The 21,263-nt window shown below is 63.4% G+C and carries 22 protein-coding genes and 1 tRNA gene; 10 read left to right on the forward strand and 13 right to left on the reverse strand.

Annotated features, from left to right (window positions below; genetic code table 11):
- Nucleotides 1-5: 5 nt before the first annotated feature.
- From CTR53_RS01120 to CTR53_RS01135, 4 genes are all read right to left on the reverse strand, one after another.
- Nucleotides 6-821 (reverse strand): GNAT family N-acetyltransferase, encoded by an 816-nt coding sequence (locus tag CTR53_RS01120; RefSeq protein WP_290808572.1) that lies wholly within the window; start codon nucleotides 819-821, stop codon nucleotides 6-8.
- Nucleotides 808-1,872 (reverse strand): NAD(P)-dependent oxidoreductase, encoded by a 1,065-nt coding sequence (locus CTR53_RS01125; RefSeq protein WP_290808575.1) that lies wholly within the window; start codon nucleotides 1,870-1,872, stop codon nucleotides 808-810. The genes CTR53_RS01120 and CTR53_RS01125 overlap by 14 nt, the downstream gene beginning before the upstream one ends.
- The gene (locus tag CTR53_RS01130; RefSeq protein WP_290808578.1) at nucleotides 1,869-2,666 is read right to left on the reverse strand and encodes an ABC transporter permease; all 798 of its coding nucleotides are present in this window, start codon (nucleotides 2,664-2,666) and stop codon (nucleotides 1,869-1,871) included. Before CTR53_RS01130 ends, CTR53_RS01125 begins: the two co-directional genes overlap by 4 nt.
- A 110-nt stretch (nucleotides 2,667-2,776) precedes the next feature.
- Nucleotides 2,777-3,457, reverse strand: coding sequence for a TetR/AcrR family transcriptional regulator (locus CTR53_RS01135; protein ID WP_290808581.1), 681 nt, complete (start codon nucleotides 3,455-3,457; stop codon nucleotides 2,777-2,779).
- Between the two features lie 120 nt (nucleotides 3,458-3,577).
- On the opposite strand from CTR53_RS01135, the gene CTR53_RS01140 reads away from it, so the two are divergent.
- Complete coding sequence (locus tag CTR53_RS01140) at nucleotides 3,578-4,576, forward strand: ABC transporter substrate-binding protein (protein WP_290808584.1); 999 nt, start codon at nucleotides 3,578-3,580, stop codon at nucleotides 4,574-4,576.
- A 174-nt stretch (nucleotides 4,577-4,750) separates the two neighbouring features.
- Nucleotides 4,751-5,998: an MFS transporter gene (locus CTR53_RS01145; protein WP_290808587.1), complete on the forward strand. Its 1,248-nt coding sequence runs from the start codon at nucleotides 4,751-4,753 to the stop codon at nucleotides 5,996-5,998.
- Between the two features lie 15 nt (nucleotides 5,999-6,013).
- Here the strand turns inward: CTR53_RS01145 and CTR53_RS01150 are convergent, their stop codons facing one another.
- From CTR53_RS01150 to CTR53_RS01185, 8 genes are all read right to left on the reverse strand, one after another.
- Nucleotides 6,014-6,514: an OmpA family protein gene (locus tag CTR53_RS01150; protein WP_290808590.1), complete on the reverse strand. Its 501-nt coding sequence runs from the start codon at nucleotides 6,512-6,514 to the stop codon at nucleotides 6,014-6,016.
- Between the two features lie 74 nt (nucleotides 6,515-6,588).
- Nucleotides 6,589-6,975, reverse strand: coding sequence for a nuclear transport factor 2 family protein (locus CTR53_RS01155; protein ID WP_290808594.1), 387 nt, complete (start codon nucleotides 6,973-6,975; stop codon nucleotides 6,589-6,591).
- A 71-nt stretch (nucleotides 6,976-7,046) separates the two neighbouring features.
- Nucleotides 7,047-7,475 (reverse strand): cytidine deaminase, encoded by a 429-nt coding sequence (locus CTR53_RS01160; RefSeq protein ID WP_290808597.1) that lies wholly within the window; start codon nucleotides 7,473-7,475, stop codon nucleotides 7,047-7,049.
- Between the two features lie 2 nt (nucleotides 7,476-7,477).
- Nucleotides 7,478-10,117 carry a valine--tRNA ligase gene (locus CTR53_RS01165; RefSeq protein WP_290808600.1) on the reverse strand — a complete coding sequence of 880 codons (2,640 nt, stop codon included), beginning with the start codon at nucleotides 10,115-10,117 and terminating at the stop codon, nucleotides 7,478-7,480.
- A 120-nt stretch (nucleotides 10,118-10,237) separates the two neighbouring features.
- Nucleotides 10,238-10,861 carry a DUF2497 domain-containing protein gene (locus CTR53_RS01170; RefSeq protein WP_290808603.1) on the reverse strand — a complete coding sequence of 208 codons (624 nt, stop codon included), beginning with the start codon at nucleotides 10,859-10,861 and terminating at the stop codon, nucleotides 10,238-10,240.
- A gap of 275 nt (nucleotides 10,862-11,136) precedes the next feature.
- Entirely contained in the window at nucleotides 11,137-12,513 is a 1,377-nt protein-coding gene (locus CTR53_RS01175; protein ID WP_290808605.1) for a TolC family outer membrane protein, read from the reverse strand.
- Between the two features lie 90 nt (nucleotides 12,514-12,603).
- The gene (locus CTR53_RS01180) at nucleotides 12,604-12,933 is read right to left on the reverse strand and encodes a rhodanese-like domain-containing protein (RefSeq protein ID WP_290808608.1); all 330 of its coding nucleotides are present in this window, start codon (nucleotides 12,931-12,933) and stop codon (nucleotides 12,604-12,606) included.
- Nucleotides 12,934-12,938: 5 nt separating this feature from the next.
- Nucleotides 12,939-13,610, reverse strand: a complete 672-nt coding sequence (locus tag CTR53_RS01185; protein WP_290808611.1) for a protein-L-isoaspartate O-methyltransferase — start codon at nucleotides 13,608-13,610, stop codon at nucleotides 12,939-12,941.
- Between the two features lie 210 nt (nucleotides 13,611-13,820).
- On the opposite strand from CTR53_RS01185, the gene CTR53_RS01190 reads away from it, so the two are divergent.
- Nucleotides 13,821-13,894 (forward strand) — tRNA-Cys (locus tag CTR53_RS01190).
- Between the two features lie 144 nt (nucleotides 13,895-14,038).
- Nucleotides 14,039-14,416, forward strand: coding sequence for a hypothetical protein (locus CTR53_RS01195; protein ID WP_290808614.1), 378 nt, complete (start codon nucleotides 14,039-14,041; stop codon nucleotides 14,414-14,416).
- Between the two features lies 1 nt (nucleotide 14,417).
- Here CTR53_RS01195 and CTR53_RS01200 read toward each other — a convergent pair whose 3' ends face one another.
- Nucleotides 14,418-14,753, reverse strand: a complete 336-nt coding sequence (locus tag CTR53_RS01200; RefSeq protein ID WP_290808617.1) for a YciI family protein — start codon at nucleotides 14,751-14,753, stop codon at nucleotides 14,418-14,420.
- A 208-nt stretch (nucleotides 14,754-14,961) separates the two neighbouring features.
- Here CTR53_RS01200 and CTR53_RS01205 point away from each other — a divergent pair, with 208 nt between their 5' ends.
- The 6 genes from CTR53_RS01205 to CTR53_RS01230 all read left to right on the forward strand — a co-directional run bounded on the left by CTR53_RS01205 (nucleotide 14,962) and on the right by CTR53_RS01230 (nucleotide 21,229).
- Entirely contained in the window at nucleotides 14,962-15,879 is a 918-nt protein-coding gene (locus CTR53_RS01205) for a MoxR family ATPase (RefSeq protein ID WP_290808620.1), read from the forward strand.
- A gap of 1 nt (nucleotide 15,880) precedes the next feature.
- A complete protein-coding gene (locus CTR53_RS01210) occupies nucleotides 15,881-17,122 on the forward strand; it encodes a VWA domain-containing protein (RefSeq protein WP_290808623.1) in 1,242 nt (413 codons plus the stop codon).
- On the forward strand, nucleotides 17,119-17,460 hold the full coding sequence (locus CTR53_RS01215; protein ID WP_290808626.1) for an XdhC family protein: 342 nt from the start codon (nucleotides 17,119-17,121) through the stop codon (nucleotides 17,458-17,460). The genes CTR53_RS01210 and CTR53_RS01215 overlap by 4 nt, the downstream gene beginning before the upstream one ends.
- Nucleotides 17,457-18,176, forward strand: a complete 720-nt coding sequence (locus CTR53_RS01220) for an XdhC family protein (RefSeq protein ID WP_290808629.1) — start codon at nucleotides 17,457-17,459, stop codon at nucleotides 18,174-18,176. The genes CTR53_RS01215 and CTR53_RS01220 overlap by 4 nt, the downstream gene beginning before the upstream one ends.
- A complete protein-coding gene (locus CTR53_RS01225) occupies nucleotides 18,176-19,819 on the forward strand; it encodes a molybdopterin-binding/glycosyltransferase family 2 protein (RefSeq protein ID WP_290808632.1) in 1,644 nt (547 codons plus the stop codon). The genes CTR53_RS01220 and CTR53_RS01225 overlap by 1 nt, the downstream gene beginning before the upstream one ends.
- Before the next feature lie 165 nt (nucleotides 19,820-19,984).
- A complete protein-coding gene (locus CTR53_RS01230) occupies nucleotides 19,985-21,229 on the forward strand; it encodes a hypothetical protein (protein WP_290808635.1) in 1,245 nt (414 codons plus the stop codon).
- Nucleotides 21,230-21,263: the final 34 nt, after the last annotated feature.

A 21,263-nucleotide genomic window follows, 5' to 3' on the forward strand; every position in this document is an offset into this window, starting at 1 on the left:
TCTCTCTAACCGAATTCAGGCCCGGCCAGCACGAAACTCTGGTCGGGATTGCCATTGCATTGCGATGTGTTCAGGGCCATGCGGCGAAAACCGCGCTGCACCGTGAAGCCACGGGATTGCAGTTCGTCGCTCAGCATCGTCCAGCGATCCGGCACATCGAGAAACACCGGACCGGTGGCACGATCGAGCGCCGTACGCAGCAACGCCAGGGCATCGGCTTCGCTGTCGGCGCCGAGCGGGCCGATCTGGATCGCCAGCCGGCCGCTGCGGGCAGCGACGAAGCCGTGGTTGCTGCGGATCGCCAGTTCCGGCACGCCGCTCAGGAAAGCGCGCAGCAGCGGCTCTCGGCGGGCTCCGAAGGCAATCGTGTCGCGCACCAGACAGGCATCGAGTTCAGCGAGCGACGCCGGAGTTGCCAAGCCCGCACCACGGCCCTGCCAGCGGGTGATGCTCATCACCGGCTGGAAACCGAGCGGCAGATAAATCTGCTCGCCGGCCGGCGTGGCATCGAGATAGGGCGTGCAGCCCATGCGTCGTAATTCGGCGATACAGTGCCGCAGCAGCAGGGTGCCGAGCCCGCGCTGGCGATGGCTGGCGGTGACCAGCACCATGCTGATCCAGGCGAAATCGCCATATGGCAGGATCGCGGCGGTGGCGACGATGCGGCCTTCATCGCGAATGACAAAGACCTGGCCCTGTTCGAGAAAAACGCGCCAGTCATCCGCGCTCTGGTTCCAGCCGGCCTCGGCCGACAGCGCCAGCGCTCCCGGAAGACTGGCAGGGTCAAGGCGATCGATATCGAACGCCTCAATAGGTGCCATCGCGAACCTCGAAATGGGTCGGCTTGCCGAGGCTGCGACCGCTGCGCGACACCCAGTCGGCCACCCAGTCCATCATGCTGGCAAGCGAAATGCGCGGATAGCCGAACAGACGCGCGGCTTCGGCGGCATTGTTGAGCCAGGCGCTCGGCGCCTCCTCGCCGGTGATCTGCGCCTTTTTGCCGAAACGCCTGGCGAAGCTTTCGGCCAGCCAGCGCACGGCAATCGTCTCAGGCCCCGTCACGTTCAACGGCGAGGTCGGCACCGTGGCGGCCTTCAGGCAGCGCAGCGCCTGCGCATTGGCATCGCCCTGCCAGATCACATTGACATGGCCCATCGTCACGTCGACCGGTTCGCCGCGCATGACTGAAGCCGCCACGTCATGCAGCACGCCATAGCGCAGATCGATGGCGTAGTTCAGGCGGAACAGGCGGCCCGGTGTGTGATGCACCTGCGAGAAATGCTCGAACATCCGTTCGCGGCCGATGCAGGACATGGCATATTCGCCCGGCGGATTGGGCGCCATCTCCTCGGTCGAGCCCTGACTGGCGACCGGCACGAAGGGATAAACGCAACCGGTCGAGAAAGCGACGATGCGCGAAGCCGCAAAGCTTTCGGCCACCAGCGCCGGCACATGGGCATTCATCGCCCAGGTCAGCGCCTGGTTGCCGCTGGCGCCGAACTTGCGGCCGGCCATGAAGATCACGTTCTTTGCCCGCGGCAGTTTCTCGACCGCGGCACGATCCATCAGGTCGGCGGCGATGGTCTCGACACCATGGCTTTCCAGACCCTCCTTCAGGCCCTTCTCGCTGAACCGCGCCACGCCGATCACACGCTTGCCCGGCGCGGCACGCTTGGCGAGCCGCGCCATGGTCGGGCCCATCTTGCCGCCGACGCCGAGAATCATGATGTCGCCGTCCAGGGCCTCGAGATCGGCGGCGAGCGCACGGCTCGGCCGGGTCATGAATTCTTCCAGCGCGGCCTCATCGGCAAAACCTGCCGGCAGCGCACTATCGTCGAGCCAGAGTTCTTTTTTGACGTCGAGCTTGGTCATGACGCAATCCTCGCATCCTTGCGAACCAACAGATGCTCGAGCAGCAACACCATCAGATACAGCGCAATGCCGAGCAGGGTAATGAGAATGACGGCCATGAACATGGCCGGGGTGTCGAGCGCGGCCTGCACCTGGATCATCAGGTAGCCGAGCCCCTTGTCGGACGAGATGAACTCGCCGACCACGGCGCCGGCGACGGCGAGGATGGCTGCCACCTTCATGCCGGCAAAGATATAGGGCAGCGAACCTGGCAGCTGGATGTAGAGAAAGGTCTGCCACTGCGAGCCCTTCAGCGACTTCACCAGATCAAGCAGGTCGGGCTCCACTTCCTTCAGGCCGCGCACCGTGGTGAGCAGGATCGGGAAGAAGCAGAGCGACAGGGTGATCAGGATGTTGGTGCCGATACCGTAGGAGAACCAGACGATGATCAGCGGGCCGAGCGCCACTTTCGGGATCATGTTGAGCGTGATGAACAGCGGGAAAACCAGCAGGGTCAGCAGCCGCGACCAGGTGAACATCAGCGCCAGCGCGACGCCGGTGACGACCGACAGCAGATAGCCGCCGTAAATCTCCTGCGCCGTTACCCAGGTGTTGCTGAGCCAGGCATAGTTGGTCTTGGACAAAGTGACGAAGATCGCGCTCGGCGCCGGCAGGATGAAGACCGGCAGCTTGGTGGCACGAACGGCGAATTCCCACAGGATGATGGCAGCGACATGGATCGCCAGGATGGTCAGCCAGCGCAGGTAAGGGCCTTTCGGCTTCTCCTGTGGCGTGTCCGGTTCGGCTGCAGCCATATGCATTCCCCTCTGCTGCGGGCAGCCTAGCAGGCCGCCACGCCTTAATCAACCAACCAGTTGATTGGAAGCTTGACGGCCAGTTTAGGGCCCAAACTTCATCTCGCGCCTTACGGGCGCAGGGCCCCCATCGCAAAAGCGATGATATGCCGGCGGCGCTCGGCCACGGCCTTGGGCTTGTCCAGCGCGCGGCCGAAGATCGCGGAAAGCGTGCGGTTGTTCGAGAAGAAGAAATACGACAGGCCGGCAATCGAGATATAGAGCTGCACCGGATCGAGATCGGCGCGGAACACGCCCTCTTTCGCACCGCGCTCAATCGTCTCCTGCATCAGGCTGACCAGCGGCGAATGCATCTGCTCCAGCCGCTGCGAACCGCGTACATGGCGGGCATCCTGGCGGTTCTCGTCATTCAGCAGCGCCAGGAATTCCGGATGCTCGGCCAGATAGTCGAAGGAAAAGCCGATCAGGCGCTCCATTGCGGCTTCTGGCGGCAGATCGCCCAGATGCAGCGCGCGTTCGCGTTCGCGAATCTCGGCATACACCGTCTCCAGCGCAGCGGCGTAGATCTCATCCTTGCTGCCGAAATAGTGGTAGACGAGCTGCTTATTGACGCCGGCGCGCTGGGAGATCTCGTCGATGCGGGCACCGGCAAGGCCCTTGCCGGCGAATTCTGCGACTGCCGCGCGCAACAATGCGGCCTTGGTCGCCACCGGATCACGGCGGCGTCCGTCGCCCTCCTCGCGGGCGCCCCCTTCCCGGGCGGGTACTCGATCTGCAGCAGGGCCTGCCATACTCATCTCTTATCATCCAACTGGTTGATTAATTATTGACCGGCTTAGGGCCGGATGGCTAGAGTTTCTTTGATCACCCGGCGGGGGCCGGGCGCGAATCACGCACCAAAGGGGACCATCATGACATCACGCCGACTTCTTGCCATCGCGGTAGCGGCGGCTTTGCTGCCGGCCGGCGGCGCGCTTGCCCAGGCCAAGGACAAGGTCAACCTGCTGCTGAACTGGGTGCCGACCGCCGACCACTCCCCCTACTATTACGCCAAGGCCCAGGGCTGGTACGAGAAGGCTGGCCTGGATGTCAGCATCGAAGCCGGCAAGGGTTCGGGCGTCTCAGCCCAGCGCGTCGGCGCGGCCAATACCGAATTTGCGATTGCCGACATGGCCACCGCGCTGGTCGCCAAAAGCAAGGGCGCCGATCTGGTGGCGGTGATGACCGTCTATGCCAATTCGCCGCAGGGCTTCTACTGGCTCAAGAGTTCAGGGATCACCGGGGCGAAGGACTTCCCCGGCAAGAAGCTGGGCAATCCGCCGGGCGACGCCTCGCGCGTGATGTGGCCGGCCTTTGCGAAGCAGGTCGGCATCGCCACCGACAGCGTGACCTTCGTCAACATCACGCCGCAGGCCAAGGTGGCGTCGCTGAAGAGCAAGGCGATCGACATCACCAGCGATTTCTACAACGAGCATGATCTGAAGGTGCGTGAGTTCGGTGCCGATCTGGGCTTCCTGGCCTGGCGCGATATCGGCCTGAACCTCTACGGCAACTCGATCATCGTGAATGGTGCGTATCTCGGCAAGAACAAGGACAAGGTGGCCAAGTTCGTGTCCGTCTCGCAGAAGGCCTTCGCCGCCTGCGTCGCCGATGTCAGTCCCTGCCTGAAGGCATTGATGACCGGCGTCAGCGGTCTCGATGAAGCCAACCAGCGCGACCAGTGGAACCGCATCAAGGAACTGATGACCGACCCGACCACCACCGGCGTCGCGCTCGGCGCCTTCGACGCCAAGCGTCTGCAGAGCGACTACGACATGGTGAAGACCTATTTCGGCATGGAGAAGGATTTCGACATTGCCAAGGTCTACAGCAACGACTTCCTCGACAAGACTGTGAAGATGAAGAAATGAGGCGCGGCTCCGCTTGGAGCCGTACTTGAGCGCGGGGCCCCAAACCCCGCGCTTTTTTTATGTCCGGTTTACTCCGTAGCAGGAGTTTTCACTGGCCCGGCCTGCATTCTCTGCTAGGCTTGGCCCAACCGGCGATACAGCCGGACAAGCTTCTCGTTCGTCTCGCAGGCCATTATGACCGATCTCGTCCTTCCCGCCGGCACGCCGTCCAGCATCCCCAATCGCGATCTGAAGGTGATGGCGCTGATCAGCGTCGCCCATGGTTGCAGCCATTTCTTCCAGCTTGTGCTGCCGCCGCTGTTTCCCTTCCTGAAGGACGACTTCGCCGTCAGCTATACCGAACTCGGTCTGGTGATGACGCTGTTCTACGTCACCTCCGGCGTGCTGCAGACCCCGGCCGGTTTCCTGGTCGACCGTATCGGTGCACGTAACGTGCTGATTGGCGGCCTCGCCGTCTTCTGCACCGCGATTCTGCTTTACGGTCTGGTGCCGAGCTACTGGATGCTGGTGCCGGTCGCCATACTTGCCGGCATCGGCAACAGCGTGTTCCATCCGGCCGATTTCTCGATCCTGAATGCATCGGTCGACCAGAAGCGGCTCGGCCGTGCCTATGGCACGCATACGCTGGGCGGCAATCTCGGCTGGGGCCTGGCGCCGGTGCTGATGGCCGGCGGCGCCGCGCTGTTCGGCTGGCGCGCTGCGCCGATTATCGCAGCCCTTGTCGGCTATGCGATCCTCGCTGCCCTGCTGCTGAACCGCGACCTGCTGAAGGAAGATGCCGGCGCTGCCCGCCGCGCCGCCGCCAAGGCCGGTGAGAAGGCGGAGGCGCTTGGCCCGCTGCTCAGCCTGCCGGTGGTGATGTGTTTCGGCTATTTCCTGCTGCTGTCCTTCGCTCTGATCGGCGTGCAGAATTTCCTGCCCGCCACCCTTGAGGCGCTCTACCGCACACCGCTCACGCTGGCCACCACGACACTGACCGGCTTCCTGCTCGGCGCGTCCGGCGGTGTCATGGTGGGCGGCTGGATCGCCGACAAGGGCGTGAAGCTGGAAGCCATCGTGATCACCGGCCTGCTGGGCGCGGCAGCTCTGATGCTGGTGGTGGCCAATCTCGACCTGCCCGCCGCAGCGCTTGTGGCTGCCATCGCCGGCGCCGGTTTCCTGCAGGGCTTCACCACGCCCTCGCGCGATCTGATCGTGCGTGGCGCAGCACCCAAGGGCGCCTCGGGCCGTGTGTTCGGTTTCGTCTATTCCGGCCTCGATGCCGGCTCGGCGATGGCGCCGCTGGTGATCGGCCTGCTGCTCGATCACGGCCGCGCCAATTACGTACTGTGGTTTGTCGCGCTCATGCTGGCGCTGACGACGCTCACCGCCGTGGCGATCCGGCAAAGTTCGACAAAAGCTGCTGCCGTCGCTGCAGAATAATCAGTCGTTCCAGGCTCACTCGTCCCAGGATGACAGCCGCGTGATCGTGTAACGCGTCGGCCGTGACCAGCCGCTGGCCAGTGGCGGATTGTAGCTGGCCGGCGGCAAGATGATCTCCAGCTTCAGCCGGTAGAGATTCAGGCCTTTTGCCAAGAGGTAATCGCGCACGGTTTCCGCCCGGCGGCGGGCCAGCCGTTCGGCAACCTGCCCTTCCCCTTCCTCGACATCGGCGAAGCCGTAGATCGTCACAGGTGCCTTCGGTTGCGCGCGGATACCGGCAACCTGCCGATCCAGAATGCGGGTTGCGGCTAGCGTCAGCAGACTTTCGCCGGGTTCGAACTGGATGCGTTCGGCCTCGCGGGCCATGGCTGGATACTGCTTGCGCAGGATCGGGCGCTGATAGGGACTGTCGCCGCGGACGCTGTCGGCTGCCAGGCAGTCGGCAACGAAGACCAGGCCAGTTGCGGTTGCAATCAGCAGCGCGAAACCGAATGCCCAAAGCCGGATACTGATCATTGCCCGCCCCCGCTTTTCTTGATCGGAAGCTGGCCGCAGGATTGCGGCGGAATTCGGGCGGTATGGACCGGACGTCAGGCCGGCAGAGTTTCCGCCACGAAAGTCTTGTTGATCACCACCCAGCGGCCATCCAGCCTGATCAGGCTCAGATAGTCCGTGAAGAAACGCGGTGCGATGGCGCAGTTCAGTTTCACCAGCGCCGTATTCGGCCCTGTGATGTCCACCGAGAGAATCCGCTCATGCTCGCGGGTCATACCGCTGGCCTTGGGCGAGGCCCTGCCTTCGATCATCCTGCACCATTCCTCGCGCGGCATGTTCACCAGCTTGCCGTCGGCAGCTACGGCAAACAGGCTGGATGCCGAATGGAAGGACTCGCGGATCTTAGTGGTGTCGCCCTCGAACAGGCCATCGAGATAGGTCTTCACGGTGGCGAGAATGTCGTTCATCTGCAGGTCGTTCATGGCCGGCTCCTTTTGACGGCAGCAGAGCAGCCGGGCGGCAGCCGGTCAATCGGAGAAATGTCCCCCGACGATCAGGGCTTGCGATGGTATTTCAGCGGCAGCAGGTCAGAGGGATTGTAGGCGCGCAGGCTGCCGCCGGTTTCATCGGTCAGCAGTACACGCGCATCGGGCGCGAAGTCGCGCAGCATCTCGCGGCAGATGCCGCAGGGCGCCACCACCTGAATATTCTGGTTCTGCTCGGTCGGACGCGGATGACGTACCGAGACAATATCGGTGATCGGATCATTCGGCCCGATCTGCGCCATCGCCTGACCGACCGCGACCGCTTCAGCACAAACAGACGCGCGCCCCACATAAGTATCGAGATGCAGTCCAGTGACAATCTGGCCTGATCTGGTGCGAAGCGCCGCCGCGATGTGATGGCGTCCGACAAGGTAGCGCTGCCGGATCAGCGCCGTGGCGGCATCCAGGAGTTCCTGATCGGCCGCGGGCAATGTCATGCTCAGCCCAGCTGCTGCAGCGCGTCGGCCAATTTCTCGGCCAGCGAGGTCTGCGTCGCGCGGCGCTCATGCTGCTCGTCCACCACGGCCTGCGGCGCACGCGACATGAAGGTCTGGTCGCCCAGCTTGGCATCGATTTTAGAAATCTCGGCCAATGCCTTCTCGCGTTCCTTGCCCAGACGCTGCTTTTCCTTGGCGATGTCGATCACATCGGCCAGCGGCAGCACGAAGGTGGCTTCATCCACCACGATGCGCGCCGAGCCCTGCGGCGCCGGCTGGTTCTCGGTCAGCGTCTCGATGCGGGCCAGACGCTTGATCGGATCGGCATGGCGGGCCAGACGCGCCGCGGTTTCGGCATTGCCGCCATTGGCGATCATCGCGATCTTGGCACCGGCCGGCACATTCAGCGCTGCACGCGCGGCACGCACGCCATCAATCAGGCGGATCAGCCAGTCGATGTCGGCACTCGCCGCCTTGTCCTCGGCGCGCTCGCCGTCCTTGGGCCAGTCGCGCAGCATGAGGAAACCGTCAGGCGCGCCATACAGCTTGTCCCACAGCTCTTCCGTCACATACGGCATGAAGGGATGCAGCAGGTGAATCAGCTGGCGCAGCACATAGGCGCAGGTCGCCTGCGTCTCGCTCTTGAGCGCGGCATCCTCGCCCATCAGCGCCGGCTTGATCAGCTCCAGGTACCAGTCGCAGAAGGTGCCCCAGGTGAAGTGGTAGAGCGCGCCGGCTGCCTCATTGAACTTGTAGGCTGCCAGAGCCGCTTCAACTTCACGGGCCGCCTTGCCCACTTCCCCGATCGCCCATTTGTTGACGGTGTTCTGTGCGGCTTCCGGCTTGAAGTCGGCCGGCAGTACGCAACCGTTCATCTCGGCAAAACGCGCGGCATTCCACAGCTTGGTGGCGAAGTTGCGATACCCTTCCACGCGCTGCTCCGACATCTTCACGTCGCGGCCCTGCGCCGCAAAGATGGTCAGCGCAAACCGCAACGCATCGGCGCCGTATTTGCCGATCACGTCCAGGGGGTCCATCACATTGCCCTTGGTCTTGGACATCTTCTGGCCCTTCTCGTCGCGGACCAGGGCATGGATGTAGACCGTGTGGAACGGCGCCTTCTTGGTGAAGTGCAGCCCCATCATGATCATGCGGGCGACCCAGAAGAAGATGATGTCGAAGCCGGTGACCAGCACGTCGGTCGGATAATGCGACTTCAACACGTCGGTCTGTTCCGGCCAGCCAAGCGTCGAGAACGGCCACAGCGCCGAAGAGAACCAGGTATCCAGCACGTCTTCGTCGCGCTTCAGCTCGGCCGGCTTGCCGTAATGCTTGGTCGCTTCGGCCTGTGCCTCGGCTTCGTTGTAGGCCACGAAGACCTTGCCGTCCGGCCCGTACCAGGCCGGGATCTGGTGGCCCCACCAGAGCTGGCGCGAGATGCACCAGGGCTGGATATTGCGCATCCATTCAAAATAGGTCTTTTCCCAGTTCTTCGGCACGAACTGGATATCGCCCTTCTCGACCGCCTCGATGGCGGGCTTGGCCAGCACCTCGGCATTCACATACCACTGCTCGGTCAGCCAGGGCTCGATCACCACCTGCGAGCGGTCACCATGCGGCACCATATGGGTGTTGGGCTCGATCTTCTCGACCAGACCCTGCTCTTCCAGGTCAGCCACGATCTGCTTGCGGGCGGCGAAACGCTCCATGCCGCGATACTTCTCGGGCACGTTCTCGTTCAGCTTCGCATGCTTGTCGAAGATGTTGATCATCTCGAGCTTGTGGCGCTTGCCGACTTCGAAGTCGTTGAAGTCATGCGCCGGCGTCATCTTCACCGCGCCCGAACCCTTCTCGGGATCGGAATACTCGTCGGCGACGATGGGAATGCGGCGGCCGACGAGCGGCAGGACCGCGTGCTTGCCGATCAGATGCTTGTAACGCTCATCCTCGGGATGCACGGCAATACCGGTATCGCCCAGCATCGTCTCGGGCCGTGTTGTCGCCACCGTGATAAAGGTATCCGCCATGCTTTCAACGGGATAGCGGAAGTACCAGAGGTGAGATTTCACTTCATGCTGCTCGACCTCGAGGTCCGAGATCGCAGTCAGCAGCTTGGGGTCCCAGTTGACCAGGCGCTGGTCCTTGTAGATCAGACCCTGACGATAGAGTTCCACGAAAACCTTCAGCACGGCCTCGGACAGGCCCTCGTCCATGGTGAAGCGCTCGCGGCTCCAGTCGATGCTCTCACCCAGCCGGCGCTGCTGGCCGGTGATCATGCCGCCGGATTCCGCCTTCCAGTCCCAGATGCGCTCAACGAACTTGTCGCGGCCCATCTGGTGGCGGTTCATCTGCTTCTCGGCCAGCTGGCGCTCCACCACCATCTGGGTGGCGATACCGGCATGATCGGTGCCCGCCTGCCACAGCGCGTCGAAGCCGCGCATGCGGTGATAGCGGATCAGGATGTCCTGCAGCGTGTGGTTCAGCGCATGGCCCATATGCAGGCTGCCGGTCACGTTCGGCGGCGGCAGGGCGATGGTGTAGGGCTTGCCCGACTTGACGCCGACCTTGAACGCACCGCTCTCTTCCCAGGCCTTGTACAGGCGGGCTTCGACGTCCTGGGGGGAAAAACTCTTGTCCAGCATGGTGGCAACTCAGTCTTCAGGGCTTACGGGAAAGGGCGGAAATAAAAGACGATCCGGCAGCAGCAGTCCAGCCCCCGGCCGGGCGGTCGGAGCGCAGAGACACGGCCAAAACCGCAGTTTTTAGAGGTGGTCCTGCTCTTCTTCCGCCTGAATGGTCAGGCGGGCGACTTCGCGCTCGACGATACGCTGGACGATGGTGGCCAGATGGGCATCCAGCCATTCCTTCAGCATTGGGCGCAGCAGTTCCTTCACCAGCTCCTCGAGGGTGCGCTGGCTGTTGCCCAGCCCCATGGCGCGGCTGCCGGCAATGGCACCGGACAGCTGGCCCAGATGGGCGGCCGCACGGGCCGCGGTGGGCGGCGATACCAAGCCTTCCACCTCGTCGCGCACCACATCGGTCAGTTCGAGGATGTCCTCGCTCTGGCGCGGCGGCGGTGGCGGGGCAGCTGCGCGACGGGGGCGCGGCGACGGAGGTGGTGGCGGTGCGGGCTCGTATTCGGGTTCCGGATCCAATTCCGGCTCGGCCATCATCGGCTCGGGCTCGGGTTCCGGCATGAAAGGTTCGGGCTCTGGTTCCGGTTCCGGCTCGGGTTCCGGCATCGCCATCATAGGCTCGGGTTCAGGCTCCGGCGCCGGCTCTGGGGCTGGCGGCGGCGGTGCAGATTCGGCAGCGGGAGCCGCGCCACCCTGATCGGCGCCATCTTCGGAAATGATCCGGCGGATGGAGGCAAGAATTTCCTCCATTGTCGGTTCATTTTGGCCAGCCTTGGGGTCGCTCATCCGCCCGATACACTCATCTGTTACGCAAAACCGTCTGGATGACGGCATGGCATGCAGGCCATCGCCAATCCAGCCAAGACAGAAACTAGGCCGAATCAATCAGGTCAATGGTATGCGGGGGAAAGATAACCGAACTGTTAACCTGGGTTAAGGGGATTTTCCCCTAATTGCCGGTCCGGTTGCGTTTTTCGCCCGATTCGCGGCGCTTTCCACCGCGAACCGGGCTGAAACATTCGGGATTACTCGGCGTTCAGGCCGCCGTCAGTGCCGAACCACTTGTTGCGCACGCGCTCATAATTGTCGGTCGGATCGTAGTATTCGACCGGCAGGCTGAGCGAGCGGGCATTGAGCCGGCCGACCGCCGAGAGCAGCGTGAAGCCGGCAACGTATTCGTCACGGCGGGCACGCACCTCGGCCACGCGGGCATCGAGGTATTCCTGCTCCTGGTCCAGCACATCCAGCGTGGTGCGCGAACCGACTTCGGCTTCCTGCTGCACGCCTTCCAGCGCGATGCGGGAAGCTTCGACCTGGCTGACGCGCGCGGTGATGTTGGACCGTGCCGTGCCAAGGTTCTCCCAGGCCTGCACCACCGACTGGCGCACGCTGCGGCGCTGCTCTTCCACCTGAATGCGGCGCTGGTTGTGCGTCTGCTTGCGCTGGCGCGTCTGGCTGTATACTGCACCGCCCTCATACAGCGGCACGGTGACAGTCAGCGCCAGCTTCTGCGTATCGACCTGCAGGTTGTTACGCGTCGTTTCGTCCGCCTTGGTCAGTGTGCCATTCAGCGACACGGTCGGCAGCAGCGCACCGGAAGCGGCGCGGACGTCGTTCTTGGCGGCTACTTCACGAAAGCGCGCGCCCTGCAGATCAGGGTTCTCATCATATGAAATTCCGACCGCCTCTTCCTCACTCTTCGGCAATTCCGGCAACGGCGGCGGTGGCGACAGTGTGCGCGGCATTTCGCCGATCACGCGTGCCAGCACGGCACGCGACGACACCAGCACACCTTCCGCCGAGATACGTTCGGCGGTCGCGCGCGACAGGCGCGATTCCGACTGCGCCACGTCGGTGCGGGTAATTTCACCGACACGGAAGCGCTCGCGCACAGCCTCAAGCTGGCGACGCAGCACTTCCTCGTTGTTACGGGTCAGGTCCAGCACGGCCTGGTTCTGCGTCACGTCCATATAGGCCGTGACGGCATCGAGCAGCACGCGACGCTCGGTGCTGGCGAGATCCTGCCGGCCGGCAAGGATCAGGGCTTCGGCGGAGTCGGTCGCGGCTTCGGTGCGGCCGCCGCGATACAGCGGCTGCGAAACCGTCAGCTGCAGCGTGGCCGGATCCATGTTGCCGCTCTGACTCGTCGCGCTTTCCGGCGAGTAGTCGATGCTCTGACGACCACGCTCACCAGTGACGCTTACGGTCGGCCGCCAGTTCGACAGTGCCTGCGGCACGCCTTCATCGGTGGCGCGCAGCGCTGCGCGGGCCGCCAGCAGCGTCGGATTGTTGTTGTAGGCCGCGCTGAACACGTCGGTCAGCGACTGGGCCCTGGCAGACTGCACCGCCACGATGCAGCTCACGGCAACTGCCGTGGCCAAGATGGTTTTCGTGAAGCTCATGACGCGCATCCGTCCTTCATTTCGTTTCATCGTTGTCGCCGTGGCGCGTCCCAATCGTAGTCCCCGAACTCTTATATTTTTATTATGCACTCAGTATGTCGTCATGCCCGGTTCGACCTGTTCGGCCCAGGCATGAATTCCGCCGGCGAGATTGGTCGCCTGCGTAAAACCGTTCTGCCGCAGCCAGCCAGTAACCTGGCGACTGCGACCGCCATGATGGCACATCACCACCAATGGCTTGTCGCGTGGCAATTCGGTAACCCGCTGCGGTACCTGCTGCATCGGGATATTTACCGTACCCGGCAGCGATACGGTATTCACTTCCCAGTCCTCGCGCACGTCCAGAACCGCAACGTCCTTGCCGCTCCTGCGCCAGGCGTCGAGTTCGGCGACGCCGATTTCCAGGGGTGCGTCGGTCATACAGATCAGAACACGAAACCGGCCGGCCGCTCGAAACCGGGCAACATCGGCGTGCCAGCGTCGAACAGCACACGCTGCGGGAACAGATCGCCAGTCCGCTTGACCAGCACGGTCTGGCCGATCGGGGCGCCGGGCGCACGCAGCACGCCGATCAGGCGGCCGCCATCGGCCAGCTGCTGCTGCAGTGCGGGCGAAAATTCCGGCACCGCGCCGGCGATCAGGATCACATTGAACGGGCCCTGCTTGGCCAGGCCGTCTTTCAGCGCGCCATCGACCAGCGCAACATTGTCGATGCCCAGGCTCTGCAGGGTCTGGCCGGCCTGCTGGCTCAGCGCGGCATCGGCCTCAAGGCCGATCACGGTGCTGGTCAGGCGGGCGAGTACGGCGACTTCGTAGCCGGTAGACGCACCGATCACCAAGGCAACCTCGGATGGCTGGATTTCAGCTTCCTGAAGCAGGCGGGCCAGCACCATCGGTTCCATCAGGAAGCGGCCGGGCGCAATCGCCACGTCCTCGTCCATATAGGCTACGCCGCGATAGGCCTTGGGCACGAACTGCTCGCGCGGCAGGGCGGCCATGGCGTCGATCACCTGCTCGTCGATCACCTTGTTGGGACGGAGCTGCGTCAGCACCATCTGGCGGCGCGCTTCGGCGAATTGGCGTTCTGCTGTGGCCATGGGCTGGGAATCCGGGCTGGAACAGGCGTTGGGACAGGCGCCGTTTATAATGCTGCAATGCCGCGAAAACAACGGTCGTATTGGGGGTTAGCTGGCCTGCAGGGGGACTGCTGCCATTCCCTGCCGCCAGCTCCGACCGACCAGTGACGCCGCCCGGGAAAGCCTTGACCCCACCGGGCGGCAACCCTTAGTAAGGGGCCGCGCTCGCGAGGTCCGGTGGCGGAGTGGTGACGCAGCGGACTGCAAATCCGCGTACGCCGGTTCAATTCCGGCCCGGACCTCCAAAATCCCCCCAATGCATCGAATTTCCCCGCCAGGGCAGCCATTCCAGCCGCCGGGAACCTTAATTAGCGGTAACACCCCCTTCTATACCCGTAGCTGCCCGGCTATCTTTTAATTTCAGGCAGTTATCGCGGCAGGAGGCGGCGATGAGGATTCTGGGCTACGGCAAGACCGAAAAGGTCGATCACCTGGTCACCAAGGAAATGCTGGACCGGGAGTCGCACCGGAAACTGCAGAAATTCCTGGAGGAGGTCGAGATGGCCATCTTCAGCGCCAATCGTGAGGTGCTGAAGAAAGCCGTGCCCGAACTGACCCGGGAGTCCTTCATGGCTTTCGCCGTCCGGGTCGCCGAGGCCAGGGCCCGCTACCTGAAGATCGCACTGGAGCTTTCCGCCAACGCCAATCCTTCGCCGGAAGACATTGCCCGGCTGAAGGCCGCGCGCGAAGCGAATGATGAATTACTGCACGCCTTCGAGGCCACAAAACGCGTGATCGAGCGCGGTTACACGCTGCTGGCCAAATAAATCAGTCGGCCGCGTCTTCGGCGAATGGCGAGGTATGACTCGCCGGATTGAACACCATCTGCCAGGGGCGCAGGTTGGCCGCGAGCAGGCCCGACTGCACCGCCGGATCGTCCTCCATCATGCGTCGGGCTGTTGCCTCGTCGCTGCTGTCGAGTACCGCGATGCCGCCGCCTGCATCGTCACGGAACAGGCCTGCCATCAGCAGTTTCCCACCCTGCATCAGGCGTTCGAGATAAATCTGGTGATCGTGGAGCGCCTGTTTCGGCGCCGGCTGACCTGTCGGCCAGGCCGGGCCGCGCTGGTAATCGATCCAGTAGACCGCACGCGGCTTCGGCATGCCCTGCTCTCCGTCAGCTTTGCTTCTCTGCCGCCAAGTGGCGCACGAGCGTAGCCAGATCGTAGTGGAAGCGCTCTTCCACGAACAGTCCGACGCGGTTGCCATGGTTTCTTCCGGGTTTTCGGGCCCGGACGGACACCTTGCCGCCTTGTGACAGCGGGCCGAACCGGGCATGATTTCCGGGTCTTCCGCCCTAGATTGTAAGCTCATGTCGCTGCTGCCAGAGTCCATCGATGCCGTCGAAGCCCTGCTGAACCGTGGCGACTATGTCGCCGACCGTTCGCTGGCCACCACGCTGTTCCTGGCGCTGAAGATGGGCCGGCCGCTGTTCCTCGAAGGCGAGGCCGGTGTCGGCAAGACCGAAATTGCCAAGGTGCTGGCCACGACGCTGAACCGCCGGCTGGTGCGCCTGCAATGCTACGAAGGCCTCGATCTCTCCTCGGCGGTCTACGAGTGGAATTATCCGCGCCAGATGCTGGAAATCCGGCTGGCCGAGGCTGCCGGCAGCGGCGACAAGGATAAGCTGGCGCGCGATCTGTTCAGCCCGGAATTCCTCGTCGAACGCCCGCTGCTGCAGGCGCTGAAACCAGATCCGGCCGGGGCACCGGTGCTGCTGATCGACGAGCTCGACCGCACAGATGAACCCTTCGAAGCCTATCTGCTGGAAGTGCTGTCCGACTTCCAGATCACCATTCCCGAAATCGGCCCAGTGAAAGCTGCCGAACCGCCGATCGTAATCATCACCTCCAACCGCACGCGCGAAATCCACGACGCGCTGAAGCGCCGCTGTCTGTATTACTGGGTCGATTATCCCAACGCCGAACGCGAACTGGCGATTCTGGAGCGCAAGGTGCCGGGCGTGCAGAAGCGGCTGAGCCGCGAAATCGTCGCCTTCGTGCAGCATCTGCGCGAGACCGAGCTGTTCAAGCTGCCCGGCGTGGCCGAAACCATCGACTGGACTCGCGCGCTCGCCTTCCTCGACAAGGTGAGCCTCGATCCCGAAACGATCGACAATACGCTGGGCGTCCTGCTGAAGTATCAGGACGATATTGCGAAGATGAAGGGCTCGGAAGCCGCGAATATCCTGCGCCAGGTGCAGCAGGACATGGCCTCGCTCGGTATCTGACATGGTATTGCTGCCCGATCCCACGTCGGGTGAACGCAGCGACGGCGGCGCCTTCGCGACAAATATCGTGCATTTCGTGCGCCTACTGCGCGCCTCCGGTTTGCGGCTCGGCCCCGGCAAGGCAATGGACGCCGTCCGCGCCGTGGAAGTCGCCGGCATCCGGCGGCGCGAGGATCTTTACTGGACGTTGTTCTCGGTGCTGGTGAACCGGCGCGATCAGCGCGAATTGTTCGACCAGGCATTTCATATCTTCTGGCGCGATCCGAAAATTCTCGAACGCATGATGAGCCTGCTGCTGCCACAGGCTGAAGGCACCGCCGAGCCGCGCAAGAACAGCATGTCGCAACGGCTGAAACAGGCCCTGCTGCCCGGTGGCAGTGAAGGCCGGGCCGGCAACGAGAAAAAAGAGGTCGAGATCGACGCGACGCTGACCTTCTCCGCCGACGAACTGCTGCAGAAAAAAGACTTCGCTGACATGACGGCGGAAGAAATGGATCAGGCCAAAGCCGCGATGGCGCGGATCGACTGGCCGTTCCGCCCTGCCCGTACCCGCCGCCTGAAACCTGACGCGCGGGGTCATCGCATCGACCTGCGCGCCAGCATCCAGGCCAGTCTACGCACCGGTGGCACCATCATTCCGCTGAAGCGCAAGAGCCCTGGCGAGCGCCCGCCGCCGCTGGTGGTGCTGTGCGACATCTCCGGCTCGATGAGCCAGTACAGCCGCATGTTCCTGCATTTCATGCACGCACTGAGCAATGACCGCAGCCGCGTGCACAGTTTCCTGTTCGGCACGCGTCTGACCAATATCAGCCGCATGCTGCGCCAGCGCGACGTCGACAAAGCCCTGAATGCTGTCAGCGAGCGCGTGCCCGACTGGTCGGGCGGCACCCGCATCGGCGCCACGCTGGCGGAGTTCAATCGTCTGTGGTCGCGTCGCGTACTGGGCCAGGGCGCTGTCGTGCTGCTGCTGACTGACGGGCTGGACCGCGAAGGCGGCGCAGGCCTGCCGCGCGAAATGGAGCGGCTGCACAAATCCTGTCATCGGCTGATCTGGCTCAATCCGCTGCTGCGCTGGGACGGATTCGAGCCGAAAGCCGCTGGTATCCGCGCCATACTGCCCCATGTTGACGATTTCCGTCCGGTTCACAATCTTAGCTCTATTGCCGACCTCGCCCATGCGCTCAGTCACGAGAGCGACACAGGCAACCGGCTGAAACTCAATCTCGGGAGACTGGCTGCATGACCACCGATCCCATGCCTGATGTATCTGCCGATATTCTCGCCACCGCCCTCGGCTGGAAACTGTCCGGCAAGGGCGTGGCGCTGGCCACTGTCGTCACCACCTGGGGTTCGGCGCCGCGCCCGGTCGGCAGCCAGCTCGCCGTGGATGATGAAGGCAAGTTCATCGGCTCGGTCTCTGGCGGCTGCATCGAAGGCGCCGTGGTGACCGAAGCGCTGGATGCGATTGCCGACGGCAAGCCGCGGATGCTGGATTTCGGCGTCTCTGACGCGCAGGCCTGGGAAGTCGGGCTGGCCTGCGGCGGCAAGATCCAGGTTTATGTCGAACGGCTCGATTCATGAAGCGTGAGATTCTCGAACAGCTGCAGGCCGACCGCGCCGAGAAGCGTCCGGTGGTGCTGGCCACCTTTCTCAGGACCGGTGAGCAACGCCTGCTCTATCTGGTCGGCAAGAAGGGCTTGAAAGACCTCGATCCGCGGATCGGCGAAACGGCACGCGCCGCGCTGATCGAAGACAAGCCGCGCACGGTGGAAACCGAACAGGGCCCCCTCTTCCTCAATGTATTCAATCCGCCGCTGCGGCTGATCCTGGTCGGCGCCGTGCATATCGCCCAGGCGCTGGTGCCGATGGCGCAGCTGGCCGGCTACGAAGTGATCGTGATCGATCCGCGCAGTGCCTTCGGTTCGGTCGAGCGCTTCCCCGGCGTGCAGCTGTCGAACGACTGGCCCGACGAAGCGATGGAAAAGCTGCGGCCCGATCTGCGCACGGCACTGGTGACGCTGACGCATGATCCCAAGATCGACGATCCGGCGCTGATCTCGGGCCTGAGATCCGACGTCTTCTACATCGGCGCGCTGGGCAGCAAAAAGACGCACGCCTCGCGGATCGAGCGGCTGACCGCAGCCGGCTTCGGGGCGGATGACTTCGCCCGCATCCATGGCCCGGTGGGCCTGAGTATCGGCGCCAAGTCGCCGGCTGAGATTTCCATCTCCATCCTGGCGCAGATGACGGCGGCGTTACGCCAGCCGGCGGCGTCGGCGACTTCGGCAGCAGCCTGATGTTCTTCGGTCCGGTGCCGGTGCGCGATGCTGCAGGCGGCATCCTTGGCCACAGCCTGTCGGCCGGTAGCGAACGCTTCCGCAAGGGCCGCCGGCTCAGCGCCGACGATGCGGCAGCGCTGGAAAAAGCCGGTCACGCGACAGTTTATATCGCGCGTCTGGAAGACGGCGACATCGCCGAGGATGAAGCCGCACATCGCATTGCCGTCGCCCTGACCGGGTCGCACGCCCGCACCGCTGCGGCCTTCACCGGTCGCGCCAATCTCTATGCCGAAACCGCAGGTCTCGTGCGCATCGATACCGCGCGACTGGATGAGGTCAACGAGATTGACGAAGCCGTCACCGTTGCCACGCTCGACGATTATGAGCCGGTCGAGGCCGGGCAGATGCTGGCCACCGTCAAGGTGATCCCTTTCGCCGCGCCGCGCCAGGCGATCGAACGCGGAGAGCAACTGCTGCGCGGCCATGCCCCGCTGGTGCAGGTGATGCCGTTCACGCCGCGCGAGGTCGGCCTGGTTCTGACCCGCGTCGCCAATACCAAAGACAGCGTGCTGGAAAAGACCGAGCAGGCCGTGGCTCAGCGTCTGGCGCAGTTCGGCAGCCGCATCAGAATGCAGCGCATCGTTCAGCATGAAGAAGCCGAGGTCGCCAAGGCCATCGCCGAGTTGAAGGCCGGCGGCTGTGCGCCGATCTTCGTCTTCGGTGCCTCCGCCACGGTAGATCGTAAGGACGTGGTGCCGGCAGGCCTGACGCGGGCTGGCGGTGAGGTGCTGCATTTCGGCATGCCGGTCGATCCGGGTAACCTGCTGATGCTCGGCCGCCACGATGACGTCTCGGTGATTGGCGTGCCCGGCTGCGCGCGTTCACCTAAACTGAACGGCTTCGACTGGGTGCTGCAACGGCTGTGCGCCGGCGTACCGATCGCGCGGCGCGACATCATGCGGATGGGCGGCGGCGGTCTGCTGAAGGAAATCCCGAGCCGGCCCATGCTCCGCGATCAGGGGCCACGCACCGGCAGCGACAGCACGGCTACACCTGCCCCGCGACGGCCGAAAGTTGCCGCGTTGATCCTCGCTGCCGGCCTCTCCAGCCGGTTCGGCGACGGACACAAGCTGCTCGCCGGTCTCGATGGCAAGCCGGTGCTGCGCCACGTCGTGGAGCATGCGCAGGCGTCGTCGGCCAGCCCGATCCTGCTGGTGACGGGACATCGCGCCGATGAAGTCCGCGCTGCTGCCGGAGCTGACGTGACGGTGGTGCACAATCCGTCCTACGCCGAAGGTCTGGCCAGTTCGCTGCGCGCAGGCTTAAGCGCGCTGCCGCAGGGACTGGATGGCGTGATCGTCTGTCTGGGTGATATGCCGGACGTTTCAACTGCAACTTTTGAGGCACTCATCGCTGCTTTCAACCCGGTAGAAGGCCGGGCGATCTGCCTGCCGGTGATTGGCGGCAAACGCGGCAATCCGACGCTCTGGGGCCTGCAATTCCTGCCTGACCTGATACGTCTGGAAGGCGACAGCGGAGCACGTAGCCTGTTTGGGTCGCATGCGGAATGGATTTGCGAGGTGCCGGTGAATGATCCGGGCATCCTGCATGACTACGATACCCCAGCCGCACTGGCTGCCCGAGGGGTTACCAAGTCTTAACCGCAAGTCCTTGGCATTAAGTGAATATTATCCACAGCCAAGGCATTAACTATGTCATCCGGCTTTTTCCCGCGAGAGGAATTTGCCATAGTGCCGCAGGGGACAGGCTAGATTGGCTGTTTGTCGCCCTCTCCACGACCGTTACCGGAGAAAGCGACCTTTTCTATGAGTGAGGCTGTACAGAACCAATCGTCCGATGACGAGAAGATGTTCACCGACTTTGACCGCCTTGCGCGCGGCAAGATTTTCGGTGGGCGCCTCGCTTCGGTGATTCAGTTCGTTAATCCGAAGACTTTTGAGCGTAATCGCGAAAGCTACAACATCGTTGTGCATTCGATGCGTTCGCTGATGTCGAAATACGAAGGCACGTTCTACACGCTGCACGACTATTCGATTGTGATGTTCATCCGGCTCTCCGAGCGCTTCTTCGACCAGACCTTCGAAAAGCTGGTACTCGAGATCGACGACATCCTCACCCGCAACAACGTCGCTATCGGCCTGACTCCCGAAGAGGCCGAGAACGCCGTTCGCTGGTACCGCTTCGACAGCCAGTTCGAAGACCTGCAGGAACTGATGGACGGGTTCCAGCAGCGCTTCCGCGTCTTCTCCGAGCGCCGCAAGCGCCTGCTCGCCAAGGCCGGCACCGCCGCCGCCACCGGCGACGGCACGCCGCTGACGCCTGGCGCGCTGCAGCAGATCGACGACATCCTGAAGAAGGCTGACGTCTCGACCTTCATGAAGCGTCAGCCGGTGACGCTGTGCTTCGGCAACCAGCCGCCGAAGCCGATCTTCCAGGAGATCTTCGTCGGCGTGAACGAACTGCGCCAGGCGATTGCGCCGACCGTGAATCTTCGCGGTGCCCGTTCGCTGTTCCACCATCTCACCCGCACGCTGGATACCCGCGTGTTCCGCGCACTTCTCGACGGCTTCGTCACCCGCAACAGCGGCCCGTTCAGCATCAACCTGAACGTCAGCACGATCCTGAGCGACACCTTCCGCGATTTCGACAGCCGCATCGGCAATATCGTGAAGAAGGAGCAGGTCATCATTGAATTGCAGCGCTACGACGTATTCTGGGATTACAACGAATACCTGCTGGCCTGCGAATTCCTGCATAACTCCGGCTATCGCATCCTGATCGACGGCATCACGCCCGATCTGCTGCAGCTGTTCGGCCGCAAGGAACTGAAGGCCGACTTCGTGAAGCTGTTCTACTTCAAGGATCGCCACGAAGACTGGATCGACAAGGAACTGGCAAGCAGGATCGCCGAGGCCGACGCCAATCGCGTGATCATGGCACGCTGCGAGACTGAAGAGGCGCTGAAGGCTGGCTTGGCCGGCGGCATCCGTCTGTTCCAGGGCTGGCATATCGACAACATGATCCGCGCCTCGCGCGAAGTCGTGAACTAACGCCGGCGCTGGCGCGTTCGGCCACACCCTGATC

Origin of the sequence: Ferrovibrio sp., assembly GCF_002796975.1 — a bacterium.
Taxonomy (GTDB): domain Bacteria; phylum Pseudomonadota; class Alphaproteobacteria; order Ferrovibrionales; family Ferrovibrionaceae; genus Ferrovibrio.

What these genes read in the sequence shown, in the direction of transcription:
- CTR53_RS01120 (WP_290808572.1), bottom strand. Translation starts at nt 821, where the DNA reads ATGGCACCTATTGAGGCGTTCGATATCGATCGCCTTGACCCTGCCAGT.
- CTR53_RS01125 (WP_290808575.1), bottom strand. Translation starts at nt 1,872, where the DNA reads ATGACCAAGCTCGACGTCAAAAAAGAACTCTGGCTCGACGATAGTGCG.
- CTR53_RS01130 (WP_290808578.1), bottom strand. Translation starts at nt 2,666, where the DNA reads ATGGCTGCAGCCGAACCGGACACGCCACAGGAGAAGCCGAAAGGCCCT.
- CTR53_RS01135 (WP_290808581.1), bottom strand. Translation starts at nt 3,457, where the DNA reads ATGGCAGGCCCTGCTGCAGATCGAGTACCCGCCCGGGAAGGGGGCGCC.
- CTR53_RS01140 (WP_290808584.1), top strand. Translation starts at nt 3,578, where the DNA reads ATGACATCACGCCGACTTCTTGCCATCGCGGTAGCGGCGGCTTTGCTG.
- CTR53_RS01145 (WP_290808587.1), top strand. Translation starts at nt 4,751, where the DNA reads ATGACCGATCTCGTCCTTCCCGCCGGCACGCCGTCCAGCATCCCCAAT.
- CTR53_RS01150 (WP_290808590.1), bottom strand. Translation starts at nt 6,514, where the DNA reads ATGATCAGTATCCGGCTTTGGGCATTCGGTTTCGCGCTGCTGATTGCA.
- CTR53_RS01155 (WP_290808594.1), bottom strand. Translation starts at nt 6,975, where the DNA reads ATGAACGACCTGCAGATGAACGACATTCTCGCCACCGTGAAGACCTAT.
- CTR53_RS01160 (WP_290808597.1), bottom strand. Translation starts at nt 7,475, where the DNA reads ATGACATTGCCCGCGGCCGATCAGGAACTCCTGGATGCCGCCACGGCG.
- CTR53_RS01165 (WP_290808600.1), bottom strand. Translation starts at nt 10,117, where the DNA reads ATGCTGGACAAGAGTTTTTCCCCCCAGGACGTCGAAGCCCGCCTGTAC.
- CTR53_RS01170 (WP_290808603.1), bottom strand. Translation starts at nt 10,861, where the DNA reads ATGGAGGAAATTCTTGCCTCCATCCGCCGGATCATTTCCGAAGATGGC.
- CTR53_RS01175 (WP_290808605.1), bottom strand. Translation starts at nt 12,513, where the DNA reads ATGAGCTTCACGAAAACCATCTTGGCCACGGCAGTTGCCGTGAGCTGC.
- CTR53_RS01180 (WP_290808608.1), bottom strand. Translation starts at nt 12,933, where the DNA reads ATGACCGACGCACCCCTGGAAATCGGCGTCGCCGAACTCGACGCCTGG.
- CTR53_RS01185 (WP_290808611.1), bottom strand. Translation starts at nt 13,610, where the DNA reads ATGGCCACAGCAGAACGCCAATTCGCCGAAGCGCGCCGCCAGATGGTG.
- CTR53_RS01195 (WP_290808614.1), top strand. Translation starts at nt 14,039, where the DNA reads ATGAGGATTCTGGGCTACGGCAAGACCGAAAAGGTCGATCACCTGGTC.
- CTR53_RS01200 (WP_290808617.1), bottom strand. Translation starts at nt 14,753, where the DNA reads ATGCCGAAGCCGCGTGCGGTCTACTGGATCGATTACCAGCGCGGCCCG.
- CTR53_RS01205 (WP_290808620.1), top strand. Translation starts at nt 14,962, where the DNA reads ATGTCGCTGCTGCCAGAGTCCATCGATGCCGTCGAAGCCCTGCTGAAC.
- CTR53_RS01210 (WP_290808623.1), top strand. Translation starts at nt 15,881, where the DNA reads ATGGTATTGCTGCCCGATCCCACGTCGGGTGAACGCAGCGACGGCGGC.
- CTR53_RS01215 (WP_290808626.1), top strand. Translation starts at nt 17,119, where the DNA reads ATGACCACCGATCCCATGCCTGATGTATCTGCCGATATTCTCGCCACC.
- CTR53_RS01220 (WP_290808629.1), top strand. Translation starts at nt 17,457, where the DNA reads ATGAAGCGTGAGATTCTCGAACAGCTGCAGGCCGACCGCGCCGAGAAG.
- CTR53_RS01225 (WP_290808632.1), top strand. Translation starts at nt 18,176, where the DNA reads ATGTTCTTCGGTCCGGTGCCGGTGCGCGATGCTGCAGGCGGCATCCTT.
- CTR53_RS01230 (WP_290808635.1), top strand. Translation starts at nt 19,985, where the DNA reads ATGAGTGAGGCTGTACAGAACCAATCGTCCGATGACGAGAAGATGTTC.